Raw genomic sequence first — 14,481 nt, forward strand, 5'->3', positions numbered from 1 at the left:
AGGATTTATGCCGGTTAAGTCGCACCCGGAATTTTGTGCTTTCTGCGGGACCACACCAGGGGGCCGGCGCCTCGTTGCCGGGCCGGGTGTAGCCATTTGCGAAACCTGTGTCGCTACGGCGGCGGACATTCTGCAGAATGCCGGCGGGGGAGTAGGCCCCGGTGCCTTCGGACCCGCCTGGGACCACATGTCGGACGAGGAGGTTCTGTCGCACTTACCGGAGGTCTCCCGGGTGGTTCTCAGCGTCGAAGATCAGCTCCGCACCTGGGTCGGCGTTGCCCGGGAGCGGAAAATCTCCTGGGCCGCGATAGGTGCGGCCCTCGGCATTACCCGGCAGTCCGCGTGGGAGCGTTTCAAGGAACACCTCTGACAGAGGCACCTGCTTGACGGCATGGTGAGACTCAGCGGGCGCGCGCGATGAACACCATGAAGGGTGCGTCGGTGGTGAAGGGAGCGCGGGCCCAATCGCCGTAGACCGCATCCACCTCGAGGCCCGCGGTGGCCAGCTGCCGCCCGAGCGTGTCATGGTCCCGGAACGCGAAGCGCACTGTCTCCACTACGCTATCGCCGGTGCTCGGGAATAAGTTGTGGAAGGTGGCCGTGACGACCCCTTCCTTAGGCACGGACACTTCCGCCCATTCGACGAGCGGCCCGAGCGGCGTGTTGCGGGACAAAGGCTCCTGGGATGCCCAGGTCTCCCACGCTCGGGCCTGTGGGTTTCTGCTGTCGAAGGCCAGAACTCCGCCTTCCCCCAGTTGCCGATGAAGGTCCCGTAGGGTGCGTTGCCACTCCGGGTCGAGGATGTGCTGTGATACGTTGCCTGTCAGCACCGCCAGATCGAACTGTCCCGGAGGAAGGGCTCTGGTATCACCGTGGATCCATTCGATTCGTTGGCCTCCGGGCCGGCGCCGGGCGAAATCCAGCATCGTCTCCGACGGGTCCAGTCCTACGACGTGCCGGCCCGCTCGAGCGAAAGTCGTCGTCAGAAGGCCGGTCCCGCATCCCACGTCGAGGACAGACCGCGCCCCATGCTCGTCGGCGAGGGACCGGTAGAAGTCGTGATCCGGTCCGTCCGGGTTGTCCAGGTCGTAGAGGCCAACCAGCCTGGTGTCATAGTCGCTCACCGGACCGCGTCAGCTCCCGGCAGGACGACGGCGAGCCGCTGTTCGGGAGGCCACCTATAGGTGTCATCGCAGCGGTAACCCCTGAGCCACGCCCGCCCGTCCACGACCCGGAGATAGAAGCCCTTGGGATAGGCAACGTCGTCGAGCAGCGGCTCGGAGACCACATGGATGGCGCCGCTGGGCGCGTGGCCGGCTGAGAGGACCGAATCCGGCGCGTTCGCCTGATCCGTCGTCGCTAACCGGAGAAAGGGTCCGGTTACCGCGGGGCAGGCCTCGAGGCCGCGTTCGCTCAAAGCCGCGAATACCTGCGCGTGGGTGGCGCCCAGCTCGAAGCCAAGATCGGCGACGGTGCATTCCACGATGCGGAGAATCCGGGCCTCCGGAGCGTCGAATGCGGGATGGGCCAGGAGGGTTTCTGCGTGAGCGTTCAGCAGGACCCCGGCGCCGGTCAGCATGCGTTTGATCTCGGACCGCGTGCGGCCGCCCACTCGAACCAGGATCCCGTCACCGGACAATCTGTTGGGCATTCGTTGCACCTCCTCGGTCTGTCGGCGGCCGGACGATGTCGTCGCGGGTCGCGGCGTAAAGGACCATGTCACACCGTTTCCCGGCAATTTCCTGGTGACTGCGGAGTAGTCCCTCGCGGCGGTAGCCGCATCGTTCTGCGGTTCGCATGGACCCCACATTCCAAGGCTCGATAAACAGCTCGACCGGTGCAGCTGTTCGATGGACCAGGCGAAAGCGGTGAGGGCTCCGAGGGCTGCCGCCGCGATCCCGGCGCCCCTGGCGCTGGGGACGACCGCGTAGCCTGCTTGCGCGCGTCCTTGGCCCAGATCCCTGGTCCAGAGCCCGATGTTCCCCACGGCCCGGTCACTCGTCAGCTCGGCGATCGAAAAGGAGAACCCCGAGCCATTGGTGAAACGCTGCCGCTGCCGCGCGATCCACGCAAGAGCCTCCTCCAGGGTGGCGTTCGCGGGGAGGCTTCCCACCGTCCGGACGTACGGATCCCGCGATAGGGCCATGGCCATGGCCGCGTCCGCATCCGTGAACCTGCGCAGACGGATGGGGCCCTGTTCCGGGTGGGTCGCTGGCCAGGGTGGCACGTCGCCGCGGGTGTTCATTGCGCCAGTCTGCCATCGCCCGGGTTGGCGATCGGGGACGCCCCCTCGACGTCAACGGCGGTGTCGGCTCCCTCCGCGGATGGTGCCTCGCCGGGGGATGATAGGAATGCGGGCAAATGTAGGGGAGCGGCGTCGACGTCGGCGCAGACAGGTGAGGAGTGCAGGTGTCCGGAGCATCCAGTGAGAATGGTCCCTTCTTCCACGGCACGGTCGCGGACCTGCGGGTGGGGGACCGGCTGACTGCGGGCCGACAGTCGAATTACCGTCCCGAGGTCGTGATGAACCACATCTACTTCACGGCCCTTGTCGATGGCGCCGGGTTGGCGGCGGAAATCGCTGCAGAGTTGTCCGACGGCGCGTTGCGCCCCCGTGTTTACGTCGTCGAACCCATCGGGGCGTTTGAGGACGACCCGAACGTGACGGACAAGAAGTTTCCGGGCAACCCCACCCGGTCGTATCGGAGCGCTGAGCCGCTGCTGATCACCGGGGAGATCTTTGAGTGGACCCGGCTTACGCCCGAGCAGCTGCAGATGTGGCGCGAACGGCTTTCGGTCCTGTTATCCGACGGCCACGGCGAGATCATCAACTAGCAGCTCTTTCTTGTGAGGAACCTGTCCCACGCCGAGCAGCGCAACCGCCGGCAGCACGACTTTTCCGTTCGTGGTGATGCGGGAGACCAGCCTCAGGTACTCCAGGTGCATGGCGGCCTGAAGGGACGGGGCCTGGCTCCGAACGATCTTGCCGATTCCCCCGACGCCACCGACCGGACCGGCCCACAGGTCTTCGGCATCGATCATGAAGTCCCAGGAGAGGGTTCTCGTCTGCACGGTTTCCAGGCCCGCGCGTTGGAGCAGCTCCCGCAGGCCCGGCTCGGTCCGATCAAAATCCTTGTCCACCGGAAGTCTCTCCTGGCCGGCTGCCGTTACCCCGCTGGCATTCACCACGTCCGCCCACAGGGTGTTGATGGCCGAAAGCTCGGACGGCCAGATGGTGACGCCGACCGCGCCCTGCGGGCGGCATATCCGGATGAGTTCGGCGACGGCGGCGCGGGGATCCCCGACATGGTTGACGACGAAATTGGCGAGGACGGCGTCGAACTCGGACGAGGGGAGTGGCAGGTCAGGCAGACCGCCCGGAAGCAGGTCGGCCTGAGGTGCCGCGGCGCGGGCCATGGAGAGCATCCCGGCATCCGGGTCTACGCCGGTGACGTCGGCGCCCAGTTCGATCGCCACGGCGGCGAGGTTCCCATTTCCGCACCCGACGTCGGCCAGCCTGCGACCGGACAACGGGCCAATGATCCCGGCTGTTGCCTCAAGCAGCGGCGCGATGGTGCCCGCGCACAGGTGGGCGAAACTCTGCGCGTACGAAGGCCCGACGCCGGACCAGGCATCTGCGCTATTTTGATCGGTTCCTGCTGCTGCCACGATTTCCCCCTGGTCGATGATGTCTTCCCGGCATCCAGTGTGGTCCACGTGCGGGGAGAAACGGCGACGACGCGGTACGCGGAGCCCGGGAAGGCGCGTGGGCGGAGAGGGGTAATTCAGCTTTACTTTACATAATGTTGATTATCGGCGTTACGGCCAGGAACCCGGGAGGGGCTTAGCGCAGTGCCGCTGTCAGTTCGATTTCCACGCGCGCGTTGAGCGGAAGTTCAGCGACAGCCACCGTGGTGCGCGCCGGGAACGGCTCATTGAAGATGTCACGGTACACCGAGTTCATCGCCGCAAAGTCAGCCATCGACGTCAGGTACACGTTGACCTTGACGACGTCGTCCCAGCCCAGGCCGACTTCGGTCAGAACCTGCTCCAGATTGTGAAAAACCCGCCGGGTCTGTGCTTCAGCGTCGCCGTCCACCAGTTCGCCGGTGGACGCATCGATGGGCGTCTGACCGGACAGGAACAGCACACCCAGTCCGGGTGCCGTGGCGGCCTGTGAATACGGTCCAATGAGCTTCGGTGCCGTCGATGCGAGAACACTCTGGCGGGTCATGGACACCAATTCCTTTCCTACGGTTGAACTTTCAAGGGTTTAGTTGTCAGCGGTCTAGTGGCCCACATAGGTGGCCAGATGTTGGCCCGTCAGCGTGGACCGTGCGGCTACCAGCTCAGCCGGTGTGCCCTCGAAAACGATTCTGCCGCCGTCGTGCCCGGCACCCGGACCCAGGTCGACGATCCAGTCCGCGTGCGCCATGACCGCCTGATGGTGCTCGATGACGATCACCGACTTGCCCGAGTCCACCAGCCGGTCCAGCAGCGCCAGAAGGTTCGCGACGTCGGCCAGGTGCAGTCCGGTGGTCGGCTCGTCGAGGATGTAAATGTCGCCCTTTTCGGCCATTTGGGCCGCCAGTTTGAGCCGCTGACGCTCGCCGCCGGACAGGGTCGTCAGCGGCTGGCCCAGGCTCAGGTAACCCAATCCCACGTCGGCGAGCCGGTCCAGGACCTTATGGGCGGCCGGGGTGGCTGCCTCTCCCCCGCCGAAAAAGTCCTTCGCCTCGGCCACGGACATCGCCAGCACCTCGGCGATATTCCGGCCGCCCAGCGTGTACTCCAGGACGGAGGCCTGGAAGCGTTTGCCGTCGCACTCCTCGCACGTCGATTCCACCGTGGCCATGACACCCAGGTCCGTGTAGATCACGCCCGCGCCGTTGCAGGCCGGGCAGGCGCCCTCCGAATTGGAGCTGAAAAGCGCCGGCTTGACGCCGTTGGCCTTGGCGAACGCCTTCCGGATGGGCTCCAGCAGCCCGCTGTAGGTCGCCGGGTTGCTGCGCCGCGAACCCTTGATGGCGGCCTGGTCGATCACCACCACGCCGTCGCGCCCGGCCACCGATCCGTTAACCAGCGAACTCTTCCCGGAGCCGGCGACACCGGTCAACACGCACAGAACGCCCAACGGCAGGTCGACGTCGACGTCCTTGAGGTTGTGCGTGGACGCGCCGCGGACCTCCAATACCCCCACCGGTGTCCGCACCGGGTCCTTGACCGCGGCCCGGTCATCCAGGTGCCGGCCGGTAACGGTGCCGCTCCCCCGCAGCCCCGCCACGGTGCCCTGGTAGACCACCTCACCGCCGCCCGCTCCGGCGCCGGGCCCCAGGTCGATGACGTGGTCCGCGATGCCGATGGTCTCGGGTTTGTGCTCTACCACCAGCACCGTGTTGCCCTTGTCCCGCAGCTGCAGCAGGAGCCCGTTCATTCGTTCGATGTCGTGCGGGTGCAGGCCGATCGAGGGCTCATCGAAGACGTAGGTGATGTCCGTCAGCGAGGATCCCAGGTGGCGGATCATCTTGGTCCGCTGCGCCTCTCCCCCGGACAGCGTCCCGGCCGGCCGGTCCAGGGACAAGTACCCCAGGCCGATCTCAGCGAAGGAATCCAGCAGGTGCTGCAGGCCGCCCAGCAGCGGCGCCACGGACGGTTCCCGGAGCTCCCGGATCCAGCCGGCCAGGTCGGTGATCTGCATGGCGCAGAGTTCGGCGATGTTCTTGCCGTTGATCCGCGCGGACCGGGCCTCCTTGCTGAGCCGGGTCCCGTCGCACTCCGGGCAGGACTGGAATGTGACCGCCCGCTCCACGAAGGCGCGGATGTGCGGCTGCATCGCCTCCGGATCCTTGGACAGCATGGACTTCTGCATCCTGGGGATCAGGCCCTCGTAGGTGAGGTTGATACCCTCGACCTTGATCTTGGTCGGTTCGCGGTACAGCAGGTCATCCAGCTGCTTCTTGGTGAACTTGTTGATCGGCTTGTCCATGTCGAAGAACCCGGAGCCGCTGAAGATCCGGCCGTACCAGCCGTCCATGCTGTAGCCGGGAATGGTCAGCGCCCCGCCGGCCAGCGACTTGGTCTCGTCATACAGGGCGGTCAGGTCGATGTCGGACACGGACCCCATGCCCTCGCACCGAGGGCACATGCCGCCCAGGTAGACGACGTTCTGCACCACATTCTTCTCCACCCGGCCGGACTTCTCGGTGCTCATGACACCGCTGGCCTTGCGGGTGGGGACGTTGAAGGAGAATGCCGTGGGCGGCCCGACGTGAGGGGTGCCGATCCGGCTGAAGAGGATCCGGAGCATCGCGTTCGCGTCCGTGGCGGTGCCCACCGTGGACCGGGGGTTGGCGCCCATCCGCTCCTGGTCCACGATGATCGCCGTCGTCAGCCCCTCGAGGAGGTCGACGTCGGGGCGCGCCAGGGTGGGCATGAACCCCTGCACGAAGGCGCTGTAGGTCTCGTTGATCATCCGCTGGGACTCGGCCGCGATGGTGGCGAACACCAGCGAGCTCTTGCCGGAGCCGGAGACGCCAGTGAACGCGGTCAGGCGGCGCTTGGGGATCTCAACGCTGACGTCCTTGAGGTTGTTCTCCCGTGCTCCCTGCACCCGGATCAGGTCATGGGTGTCCGCGACGTGGACCGCCGCCAGGGCCGGCTCCCCTGCTGGTGTCATGCTGCCGCGTCTCCTTCCATTGGGCGTGCAGGGCCAGCTTAGAACAGTCGGTGGCGTTAGCGGGCGGGAACGACGACGACGGGCGCCGGCCGCGACCCGGACGCCATTGTCTAATCCGCCGGGCTCCCACAGAATGAACCATGACGGTCTACCTGAGGTCCCTGGAAACTGCTGTCCCGCCCACTGTCCTGATCCAGTCTGAAGCCCGCGACGTTTTCGCCGCCCAGCCGGGCCTCAGCAGGCTCGGCTCCCGCCTGGTGGCCACGTGCTTCGACGGCGCCGCGATCGACACGCGCTACACCGCCGTCGACGAACTGACCACGCGCAGCGCAGCCCCAGACCCGCAGTTCTTCGACGCCGCGACCGGGCTGCTGCTGAGCCCGGGCACCAAGGCCCGTAACGACATCTTCGCCGTCGAGGCCAGCAAACTCTTCATCGAGGCCGCGGAGAAGGCCGTCGACGCCTGCCCCGGCATCGCCCGGGAGGACATCACCCACTTGGTCACCGTCTCCTGCACCGGATTCTTCAACCCCGGACCCGACTACAAGATCGTCCGTGGCCTGGGCCTCAACCCCTCCGTCCGGCGGTACCACCTCGGGTTCATGGGGTGTTACGCCGCGTTCCCGGCGCTCCGGGCCGCCGCGTCCTTCTGCGAGGCGGACCCGGACGCCGTGGTGATGGTGGTCTGCGCCGAGCTTTGTTCGCTGCACGTGCGCACCTCGAACGACCCGGACACCATCATGGGCTCTGCCCTCTTCGCCGACGGGGCGGCCGCCGCCGTCATTACGGCCCGGGACGTCCCGGACGCGCCGGCACTGATGACCCTGGACCACTTCGAAACCGTGCTCACCCCCGTGGGCGAAGAAGCCATGGCCTGGAACATCGGCGACGCCGGCTTCGAGATGGTGCTGGGCACCTACGTCCCGCACATCATCGACGAACACATCGTCGGCGCCCTGGAACCCCTCCTGGCCCGCGACCCCTCCCTGGCCGGGGCCACGTACGGTGACATCCGGCACTGGGCCATCCACCCGGGCGGCCGCAGCATCCTGGACAAGGTCGAAACCCGGCTGGGCCTCAGCGAGGAGCAGCTGCGGCCGGCCCGGGAAACGCTGCGCAACTACGGGAACATGAGCAGCGCCACGGTGCTCTTCGTCCTCAGGCACATCCTGGACCTCCCCGTCGATCCGGGAGCGGACGACGGCGACGGGCGCGGCGAGCAGATCTGCTCCATGGCGTTCGGCCCCGGACTGACCGTAGAGACCGCGCTGTTCACCAAGGTCATCGGGGCAAGGGAGGATTCGCCACGCGGATCGGAGCCGGCCGCCGCCGCAGTCCCAGCCTCCGCCCTGGCCTGAGAGCTTCCGTGCTGCTCAGAGACCGGGCGGCCGATGCCGTCGAGGAAATGGACCGGGATGACTGCGACCCCGACAGGCTGGAGCGCACCTACGCGCAGTTTGACCTGGTAAACCGCGCCGTCTCGGGCTGGCGGGGGATCTACCGGCAGCACCTCAGGCCGCTGCTGGCGGCAGGGGCCCCGGTGTCCCTGCTGGACGTCGGCTGTGGCGGCGGAGACGTCGCCGTCCGGCTGGCCCGCTGGGCCGCCCGAGACCGGCTTCCGCTGCGGGTCACGGCCGTGGACCCGGACCCGCGGGCCGCCGCCTTCGCCGAGGCCCGGGCTGCCGCGGGGAAGGCTCCAGGAGTCAGCTTCCGGAGGCAGGACACCACCGGGCTCCTGGCCGCCGGGGAGCGGTTCGACGTCGTGGTCTCCAACCACCTCCTTCACCACCTCCCGGACGACCATCTGCCCGGGTTCCTGGCCGAGTCGGCGGCGCTGGCCGGCCGGCTGGTCCTGCACAACGACCTGCGGCGCAGCGCACTGGCCTACGGGCTGTTCTCCGGCGCCGCCCTGCCATTCCGGGGATCCTTCATCCGGGCCGACGGGCTGACGTCCATCCGCCGCAGCTACACGCCCGCCGAACTGCGCGCCGCCGCTCCCCCGGGCTGGACGGTGCGGCCCGGCTTCCCGTTCCGCAACCTCCTGCTGCTGGAGCGCCCCGCCAGTGAGGTCCCTCCCGGCACCGGTGACCGTCAGGGCGCGTCCGACGATTCCGCGACGCCGGGCCGTCGCCCGTGAGCGACGTCGCTATTGTCGGCTGCGGGCCCGTCGGCCTGTTCCTGGCCACGCTGCTTCTGCAGCGCGGGATATCCGTCACCGTCCTGGAACGCCGGACCGCCGGGACCGGCGGGCACTCCCGCGCCATCGGCATCCACCCGCCGGCCCTGAACGCACTGTCCCGCGCCGGCGTGGACCAGGAGCTGATCCGCCGGGGCGTCCCGATCCGGCGCGGCGTGGCGGTCAACGCGGGCCGCACCCTGGCGGAGATGAGTTTCAATGCAGTGCCCGGGCCCTACCCGTTCGTGTTGTCCCTACCGCAAAACACCACGGAAGAGGTCCTGGCGGCCAGGCTGCGCGGCTTGGACCCCGGGGCGGTCCGCTGCGGGGTACGGGTGACGGGGCTTGCGGGTAGGGGTCGGGAGGGCGGCCCGGTGCGGGTGCGCACCGACAGCGCCGGGCTCGTGGACTACCTGGAGGCGTCGTTGGTGATCGGCGCCGACGGCGTCCGTTCCACGGTGCGCTCCGCCGCGGGCCTCGGGACACACGGCCGGGACTACCCGGACCGGTACCTGATGGGCGACTTCGACGACGGCACCCACCTCGGCCCGGACGCGGCACTCTTCCTCGCCGCCGGAGGGATCGTGGAGTCCTTCCCGTTGCCGGGCCCGCAGCGGCGCTGGGTAGTGCGCCTCAACGGCGGCACGCCCGCGGGCGACGGGGCTCACGGGCTGGCCGGGGAGATACGACGGCGCACCGGCGTCAGTATCGACGCCGGCAGCAACACCATGCTGAGCACCTTCGGCGTGCGCTCGCGGCTGGTCCGGCGAATGGCCGCGGGGCGCTGCGTCCTTATCGGGGACGCCGCCCACGAGATCAGCCCGATCGGCGGCCAGGGAATGAACCTCGGCTGGCTGGACGCCGTCGAGTTGGCCGGCCTCATCCCCTCGTTACTGGCCACCGGGCGGTCCACTGACCTGTCCACGGTGCCCGGGGTGCGGGCGTTCGAGCACCGCAGGCTCAGGGCCGCGGCCCGGGCCGTGCGGCAATCCGAGATCAATATGGCGTTGGGACGGCCGTTGCCGGCGGGTGTCCTCGCGGCCCGGAACGGGGCAATCGCGGCGGCTGCGTCAATTTCGGCGCTGAACCGGTGGACGGCCCGCCGCTTCACCATGCACTGAGCCTCTTCACTGGGCGCTGACGTGCGGGCGGCGCCTACTCGGGGGTGTAGTAGCAGTCGTAGCTGTGCTGGCTGATGATCAGGCCGTCGCGGAGTTCGAAGACCGAGGCGGTCCGGGCGCGGATGGTCTCACCCCTGTCCCACAGTGGCAGGTCCAGCTGCAGGACGGCCGACCATTCCGCCTCCACCACCACGCGGTTCTCCTGGCAGGTGGTCCGGCGGACGTCGAAGTGCTGCCCGGTCACGACCTCTCCGCTGCGTTCCGCGGCGGCGAGCACCTGCTCCCGGGTCCGGGTGCTCCCGGCGGGGTCCAACAGGTGGGGCGCTTCCGTCAGGACATAGTCCTCGGCGAGAAATGGCTCCAATGCGGCGGACCCGGCACCGGACTCGATGGCACGGAGCAGGCCCAGCACACGGTCCAGGGGCGCTGCGTCAGTCATGCCTTGAGACTAACCGATCCGGACCTCGCACCTCCCCGTGCAGGCAACTGGAGGTGCCGGCGCCTGCCCTGGTGCGGCACCCGCGCCTACACTGGCCGCATGGGCAGCCCTCCGACCCGCCGCAGGCCACCGCCGGAAAGGCGGACGGCGCAGATCCCGCCACGTCGGGCCCGCGCCGCGCTGACGATCGTGCCGCTGCTGGTGTCCGTGTTGCTGGCCGTGGCCTGCACCGTCCCCGCCGGCCCCGCCGCCACGGGGACATCGCCGCCGGCCGCACCAACGCCCGGGTCCTCCGTCCCCGCCACCGCGTCTGCCCCGACCGGCAACCCGTCCGCTGCACCCGTGACCGTGGCGATGAACCAGTTCCGGGACAACTACAGCAAGCAGATCGTGGAGATCCAGCTGACCAACACCACCTCCGCCGTCCTCACCGTCGAGGCGGCCGACGTGACCACCGGCCTGTTCGCCGGCGCCATCGGCTGGGCGGCCCCGGGCGGCGGGACCGAGCTGCCGCCGGGCCAGGCCAAGAGCCTCCCGGCCCCGCTTCCAGCCGCAGCGTGCCCGGCGGCCGGCGAAGCGTCCGGCGCTGTCGGCACCAACTCCGCGGGGCCGACATCCGGCGGCGAAGCGGCGGCCGGCGGGGCAACCCTGCGGCTCCGCGACGCCACAGGGGCGGTCAGCCAGGTCACTGTTCCCGTCACCGACCCTTTCGGGGTGCTGACCCGGAACCACGACGAACAGTGCGTGGCGCAGGCGGCGAATGCCATCGTGGGTTTCCGGTTCGCCCCGGATCTGCGGCCCACCGCGGACGGCCGCGCCGCCGTCGTCGACCTCGTCATCACCCCGCGACACGCTGGAGATTCGACGTCGAAGCAAGCGCTCACCATCGATGGCGTCGGCGGCACCACGCTGCTGGCCGAAGACGCCGCGGCGCCGTGGCCGCACGCGCTGGAGATCACCGCCGACCAGCCCGAACGCGTGGTCCCGTTGGGCCTGCGGCCGGCGCGGTGCGACCCGCACGCCGTGGCCGAGGACAAGGTGGGCACGCTGATACCGCTGCACGTCACCGTGGCAGGCCGGGCAGGCACACTCAAGATCGACGCCGGGCCGGCGCTGCGCGGCAGGATCTACGATTTCGTCACCGCCGCGTGCGGTCGCCAGTAGTCTGGTGCCATGCCAGCAGACGCCAGCGACCTCAGCCCAGACACCGATCCCACCAGCGCGGACACCGATTCCGCGGGCACTCATTCCCTCGACGACAAGATCCGGGAAACCGTCCACCGGATCCTTGAGGCCGGGGTGCTGCCGCCGATCGTGCAGGCCGGCCACCCGGTGCTCCGGCAGAGCGCGGCCCCGTTTACCGGGCAGCTGGACGCCCCCACCCTGTCCGCCCTGATTGACATGATGCGCCGGGCAATGCACAAGGCGCCGGGGGTGGGTTTGGCCGCCCCGCAGCTGGGCATCCCGCTGCGGCTGGCCGTGCTGGAGGACACGTTCGACGTCGACCCGGAGGTCGCTGCCGTCCGGGGTCGGCAACCGCTGGAGTTCTTCGCCATGCTCAACCCCAGCTACGAACCCCTCGGCACAGAGCGAAAGGCTTTCTACGAGGGGTGCCTGTCCGTCAACGGACTGCAGGCCGCCGTACTGCGCCCCGAATCGGTGCGCCTGACCTTTACCCGCCCGGACGGCGAGGTGACAACGCGGGAGTTCACCGGCTGGCAGGCCCGGATCGTCCAGCACGAGACGGACCACGTCAACGGCGTGCTGTACCTGGACAAGGCAGAACTGCGGTCCCTGACCACCAACACCGAATACGCCGCCCGCTGGGCCCAGCCGGACATCACAAAGGCCCGGCAGGAACTGGGATTCCTGCCGGGCCTTGGGTGACTCGCGGGCCTAGGGCCCGGGGCTTAGGACACTGCGTTAGTGGCCGTCGGCAGATACCGGCCCCACCACTGCAGGATCTGCTCGAACCGCTGCCGGCGGTGGTGCGGCGTGCCCGAGCGGGACAGCTCGTGGTTCTCGCCCGGGAAGACCAGGAAGGCCGTCTCCACGCCCTGCTGCTTCAGCGCCGTGAAGTAGCGCTGGCCCTGTTCCACCGGGCAGCGCAGGTCCTCCTCGCTGTGGATCACCAGGGTGGGAGTGCGCACCTCGCCGATCCGGGCCATAGGGCTCTGGGCTTCCATCTGCTCCGCCGAGCGGCCGGTGTACTCGCCGCCGAAGAACCAGCCGATGTCGGCCGAGCCGGTGAAGCTGACCGGGTCCAGGAAGCCGCGTTCGACGATTGCGCCCTTGAAGCGGTGGTCGTGGCTGATGGTCCAGGCCGTCAGGTAGCCGCCGTAGGAGCCACCCATGATGCCCAGCGCGCCGCCGTCGAGCTCCGCGAACTTCTCCAACGCACCGTCCAGGAAGGCCAGGACGTCCTGCATGTCCACAGTGCCCATCCGCTCCTTGATGCTGCGCCCGTGCTCCTGGCCGTAGCCGGCAGAGCCGCGCGGGTTGCACATCAGCACCGCGTACCCGGCACCGGCGTAGACCTGCGCCTCGTCGAAGAGCGCCCCGGTGAACTGCGCGAAGGGGCCGCCGTGGATGTTCAGCAGCACCGGGTGCGGGCCGCTGCCCTCGGGCATGACCAGCCAGCCGTGCACCGGGTAGCCGTCCGGTGAGGCAAAGGTGAGCTCCTGCGGCACCAGCACGCCGGCCTCCTCCCGCAGCGGAGCCGAGAAGTCGGTGAGCGTCCGGGCCTCGCCCTCGCCGAGCACGGCGACGTCACCGCAGGTCCCGGCGTCGGTGAAACTGATCCAGACGGTTCCGGCTGCTTCCGCGGCGCCGGTGACCACGCGCGGCCCGGCGGTCAGAGCGGTGCTGCTGCCGTCGGGGCCAAAGCGGAGCAGCTCAACGGCACCGCGCGCATTGTTCATCACCAGCACGCTGTCCGTCCCGGCCGGTTCCAGCGGGCCCGCGATGTCCTGGGTTTCCGGGTCGCTGAGCCGGACCGCGTCCCCGCCTGCCGGGGGCATCACGTAGAGGGCGGTGTTGCGGGCCACGAAGTCCAGTCCCTCCGGACCGAGGTCCTGGGCCAGGAAGTAAAGGTGGCGGCCGTCGCGGCTCTCCCGGACGGCACCGATGGACAGGGTGCCAGTGCCGGCCGCAGCGGGCCGGACCTCTTCCGGGGCGGGGGCCTCGTCGGCGTTAGCAGCGGCGCCGACCGGGACACGGTAGATGCCGGTGACCAGGTCCCGATCGTGTCCCTCGTGCAGGGCGGCGGTGAAGTAGACGTGGCTGCCGTCGGCGCTGAAGACTGCGCCGTCGTGGTCGGTTGCCGCGTGGGTCAGCTGGTGCGCTTCCGGCAGTTTGCCTGACGGCTTCGTGTCCTCGGCGTCCTTGGACGCGTGCTTGCCGGCGTCCTTGAGGGCCCGGCCGGCCGGTGCCACCCAGGGTTCGTCGGTGAGCGCCGGGACATCCAGCAGGAAGAGCTGCTGGGGCTTGTCGGCCGTGTAGCCCACGCCGTTCATCCGGTACTGGTAGTCGGTGATCAGGCGGGCGTCCTCGCCGCCTGCGGAGACGCCGTCAACCGTGCCGTAGCGGCCGTCCTCCGGGGTGCGGGCGGCGAAAACGATGCTGCGGGAATCCGGGGACCAGGCGAAGGCGCCCACTCCGAGCGGCGCGTCGGTGACGGCAACGGGTTCGCCGCCGCCGGCCTCCACGATGTGCAGTTGCGGCTTCCCGCCCGCCGCGGCGCGGATGAAGGCCAGGACCTGCCCGTCCGGGGAGATGGCGGGCGCGGTGTCGCGGAAGCCGCGGGTCAGCCGGCGCGGTGCCCGGTCCGCGTCCGCGGAGACGGACCACAGCTGGCCCACGTAGGAATCGGCGTCGAAATCGGGGCGCACCACGGACACGACGGCGTGGGTTCCGTCGGGGTGGACGGCGGGCGCGGAGACAGACTTGAGCAGGGTCACATGTTGGGGTTTCACGAGTGCGAGCCTAGCCCCGTCCCGGCGGCAGGTGAAATACCTCACAGTCCGGCGTTGCGGCGGCATCGCCCAGCTGCGGCGGGAGGCGAGGGAGT

The 14,481-nt window shown here is 69.1% G+C and carries 14 protein-coding genes and 1 pseudogene; 8 read left to right on the top strand and 7 right to left on the bottom strand.

Going from position 1 to position 14,481, the window contains the following annotated elements; translation table 11 throughout:
• Positions 1-7: 7 nt before the first annotated feature.
• Both AB0305_RS09030 and AB0305_RS09035 read left to right on the top strand, forming a co-directional pair.
• Positions 8-124: pseudogene (locus AB0305_RS09030) on the top strand (ClpX C4-type zinc finger protein); the annotation flags it as partial.
• A 63-nt stretch (positions 125-187) separates the two neighbouring features.
• Positions 188-370 (top strand): hypothetical protein, encoded by a 183-nt coding sequence (locus tag AB0305_RS09035; RefSeq protein WP_364135833.1) that lies wholly within the window; start codon positions 188-190, stop codon positions 368-370.
• Between the two features lie 31 nt (positions 371-401).
• Here the strand turns inward: AB0305_RS09035 and AB0305_RS09040 are convergent, their stop codons facing one another.
• Both AB0305_RS09040 and AB0305_RS09045 read right to left on the bottom strand, forming a co-directional pair.
• A complete protein-coding gene (locus tag AB0305_RS09040) occupies positions 402-1,124 on the bottom strand; it encodes a class I SAM-dependent methyltransferase (protein ID WP_364135684.1) in 723 nt (240 codons plus the stop codon).
• Complete coding sequence (locus tag AB0305_RS09045; RefSeq protein ID WP_364135687.1) at positions 1,121-2,245, bottom strand: GNAT family N-acetyltransferase; 1,125 nt, start codon at positions 2,243-2,245, stop codon at positions 1,121-1,123. Before AB0305_RS09045 ends, AB0305_RS09040 begins: the two co-directional genes overlap by 4 nt.
• A gap of 164 nt (positions 2,246-2,409) precedes the next feature.
• On the opposite strand from AB0305_RS09045, the gene arr reads away from it, so the two are divergent.
• Entirely contained in the window at positions 2,410-2,835 is a 426-nt protein-coding gene (gene arr, locus AB0305_RS09050; protein WP_364135690.1) for an NAD(+)--rifampin ADP-ribosyltransferase, read from the top strand.
• On the opposite strand, the gene AB0305_RS09055 is transcribed toward arr, so the two are convergent.
• From AB0305_RS09055 to AB0305_RS09065, 3 genes are all read right to left on the bottom strand, one after another.
• Entirely contained in the window at positions 2,803-3,669 is an 867-nt protein-coding gene (locus AB0305_RS09055; RefSeq protein WP_364135693.1) for a methyltransferase domain-containing protein, read from the bottom strand. The genes arr and AB0305_RS09055 overlap by 33 nt on opposite strands.
• Before the next feature lie 175 nt (positions 3,670-3,844).
• Positions 3,845-4,234, bottom strand: coding sequence for a Rid family detoxifying hydrolase (locus AB0305_RS09060; RefSeq protein ID WP_364135696.1), 390 nt, complete (start codon positions 4,232-4,234; stop codon positions 3,845-3,847).
• A 54-nt stretch (positions 4,235-4,288) separates the two neighbouring features.
• Entirely contained in the window at positions 4,289-6,676 is a 2,388-nt protein-coding gene (locus tag AB0305_RS09065; protein WP_364135699.1) for an excinuclease ABC subunit UvrA, read from the bottom strand.
• Between the two features lie 140 nt (positions 6,677-6,816).
• Between AB0305_RS09065 and AB0305_RS09070 the strand changes: the two genes are divergently transcribed.
• The 3 genes from AB0305_RS09070 to AB0305_RS09080 are packed head-to-tail and all read left to right on the top strand — an operon-like array spanning position 6,817 to position 9,973.
• Complete coding sequence (locus AB0305_RS09070) at positions 6,817-8,034, top strand: type III polyketide synthase (RefSeq protein WP_364135702.1); 1,218 nt, start codon at positions 6,817-6,819, stop codon at positions 8,032-8,034.
• 8 nt (positions 8,035-8,042) lie between these two features.
• Positions 8,043-8,813, top strand: coding sequence for a class I SAM-dependent methyltransferase (locus AB0305_RS09075; protein ID WP_364135705.1), 771 nt, complete (start codon positions 8,043-8,045; stop codon positions 8,811-8,813).
• Positions 8,810-9,973, top strand: coding sequence for an NAD(P)/FAD-dependent oxidoreductase (locus AB0305_RS09080; RefSeq protein WP_364135708.1), 1,164 nt, complete (start codon positions 8,810-8,812; stop codon positions 9,971-9,973). Before AB0305_RS09075 ends, AB0305_RS09080 begins: the two co-directional genes overlap by 4 nt.
• Before the next feature lie 34 nt (positions 9,974-10,007).
• On the opposite strand, the gene AB0305_RS09085 is transcribed toward AB0305_RS09080, so the two are convergent.
• Positions 10,008-10,412 carry a nuclear transport factor 2 family protein gene (locus tag AB0305_RS09085; RefSeq protein ID WP_364135711.1) on the bottom strand — a complete coding sequence of 135 codons (405 nt, stop codon included), beginning with the start codon at positions 10,410-10,412 and terminating at the stop codon, positions 10,008-10,010.
• Between the two features lie 99 nt (positions 10,413-10,511).
• Here AB0305_RS09085 and AB0305_RS09090 point away from each other — a divergent pair, with 99 nt between their 5' ends.
• Both AB0305_RS09090 and AB0305_RS09095 read left to right on the top strand, forming a co-directional pair.
• Complete coding sequence (locus tag AB0305_RS09090; RefSeq protein ID WP_364135714.1) at positions 10,512-11,576, top strand: hypothetical protein; 1,065 nt, start codon at positions 10,512-10,514, stop codon at positions 11,574-11,576.
• Between the two features lie 9 nt (positions 11,577-11,585).
• Positions 11,586-12,299 carry a peptide deformylase gene (locus tag AB0305_RS09095; protein ID WP_364135716.1) on the top strand — a complete coding sequence of 238 codons (714 nt, stop codon included), beginning with the start codon at positions 11,586-11,588 and terminating at the stop codon, positions 12,297-12,299.
• Between the two features lie 23 nt (positions 12,300-12,322).
• Here the strand turns inward: AB0305_RS09095 and AB0305_RS09100 are convergent, their stop codons facing one another.
• Positions 12,323-14,386: a S9 family peptidase gene (locus tag AB0305_RS09100; RefSeq protein ID WP_364135719.1), complete on the bottom strand. Its 2,064-nt coding sequence runs from the start codon at positions 14,384-14,386 to the stop codon at positions 12,323-12,325.
• Positions 14,387-14,481 lie beyond the last annotated feature (95 nt).

This window comes from Arthrobacter sp. NPDC080086 (genome assembly GCF_040702285.1).

What these genes read in the sequence shown, in the direction of transcription:
- AB0305_RS09035 (WP_364135833.1), top strand. Translation starts at nt 188, where the DNA reads ATGTCGGACGAGGAGGTTCTGTCGCACTTACCGGAGGTCTCCCGGGTG.
- AB0305_RS09045 (WP_364135687.1), bottom strand. Translation starts at nt 2,245, where the DNA reads ATGAACACCCGCGGCGACGTGCCACCCTGGCCAGCGACCCACCCGGAA.
- AB0305_RS09060 (WP_364135696.1), bottom strand. Translation starts at nt 4,234, where the DNA reads ATGACCCGCCAGAGTGTTCTCGCATCGACGGCACCGAAGCTCATTGGA.
- AB0305_RS09065 (WP_364135699.1), bottom strand. Translation starts at nt 6,676, where the DNA reads ATGACACCAGCAGGGGAGCCGGCCCTGGCGGCGGTCCACGTCGCGGAC.
- AB0305_RS09070 (WP_364135702.1), top strand. Translation starts at nt 6,817, where the DNA reads ATGACGGTCTACCTGAGGTCCCTGGAAACTGCTGTCCCGCCCACTGTC.
- AB0305_RS09085 (WP_364135711.1), bottom strand. Translation starts at nt 10,412, where the DNA reads ATGACTGACGCAGCGCCCCTGGACCGTGTGCTGGGCCTGCTCCGTGCC.
- AB0305_RS09090 (WP_364135714.1), top strand. Translation starts at nt 10,512, where the DNA reads ATGGGCAGCCCTCCGACCCGCCGCAGGCCACCGCCGGAAAGGCGGACG.
- AB0305_RS09095 (WP_364135716.1), top strand. Translation starts at nt 11,586, where the DNA reads ATGCCAGCAGACGCCAGCGACCTCAGCCCAGACACCGATCCCACCAGC.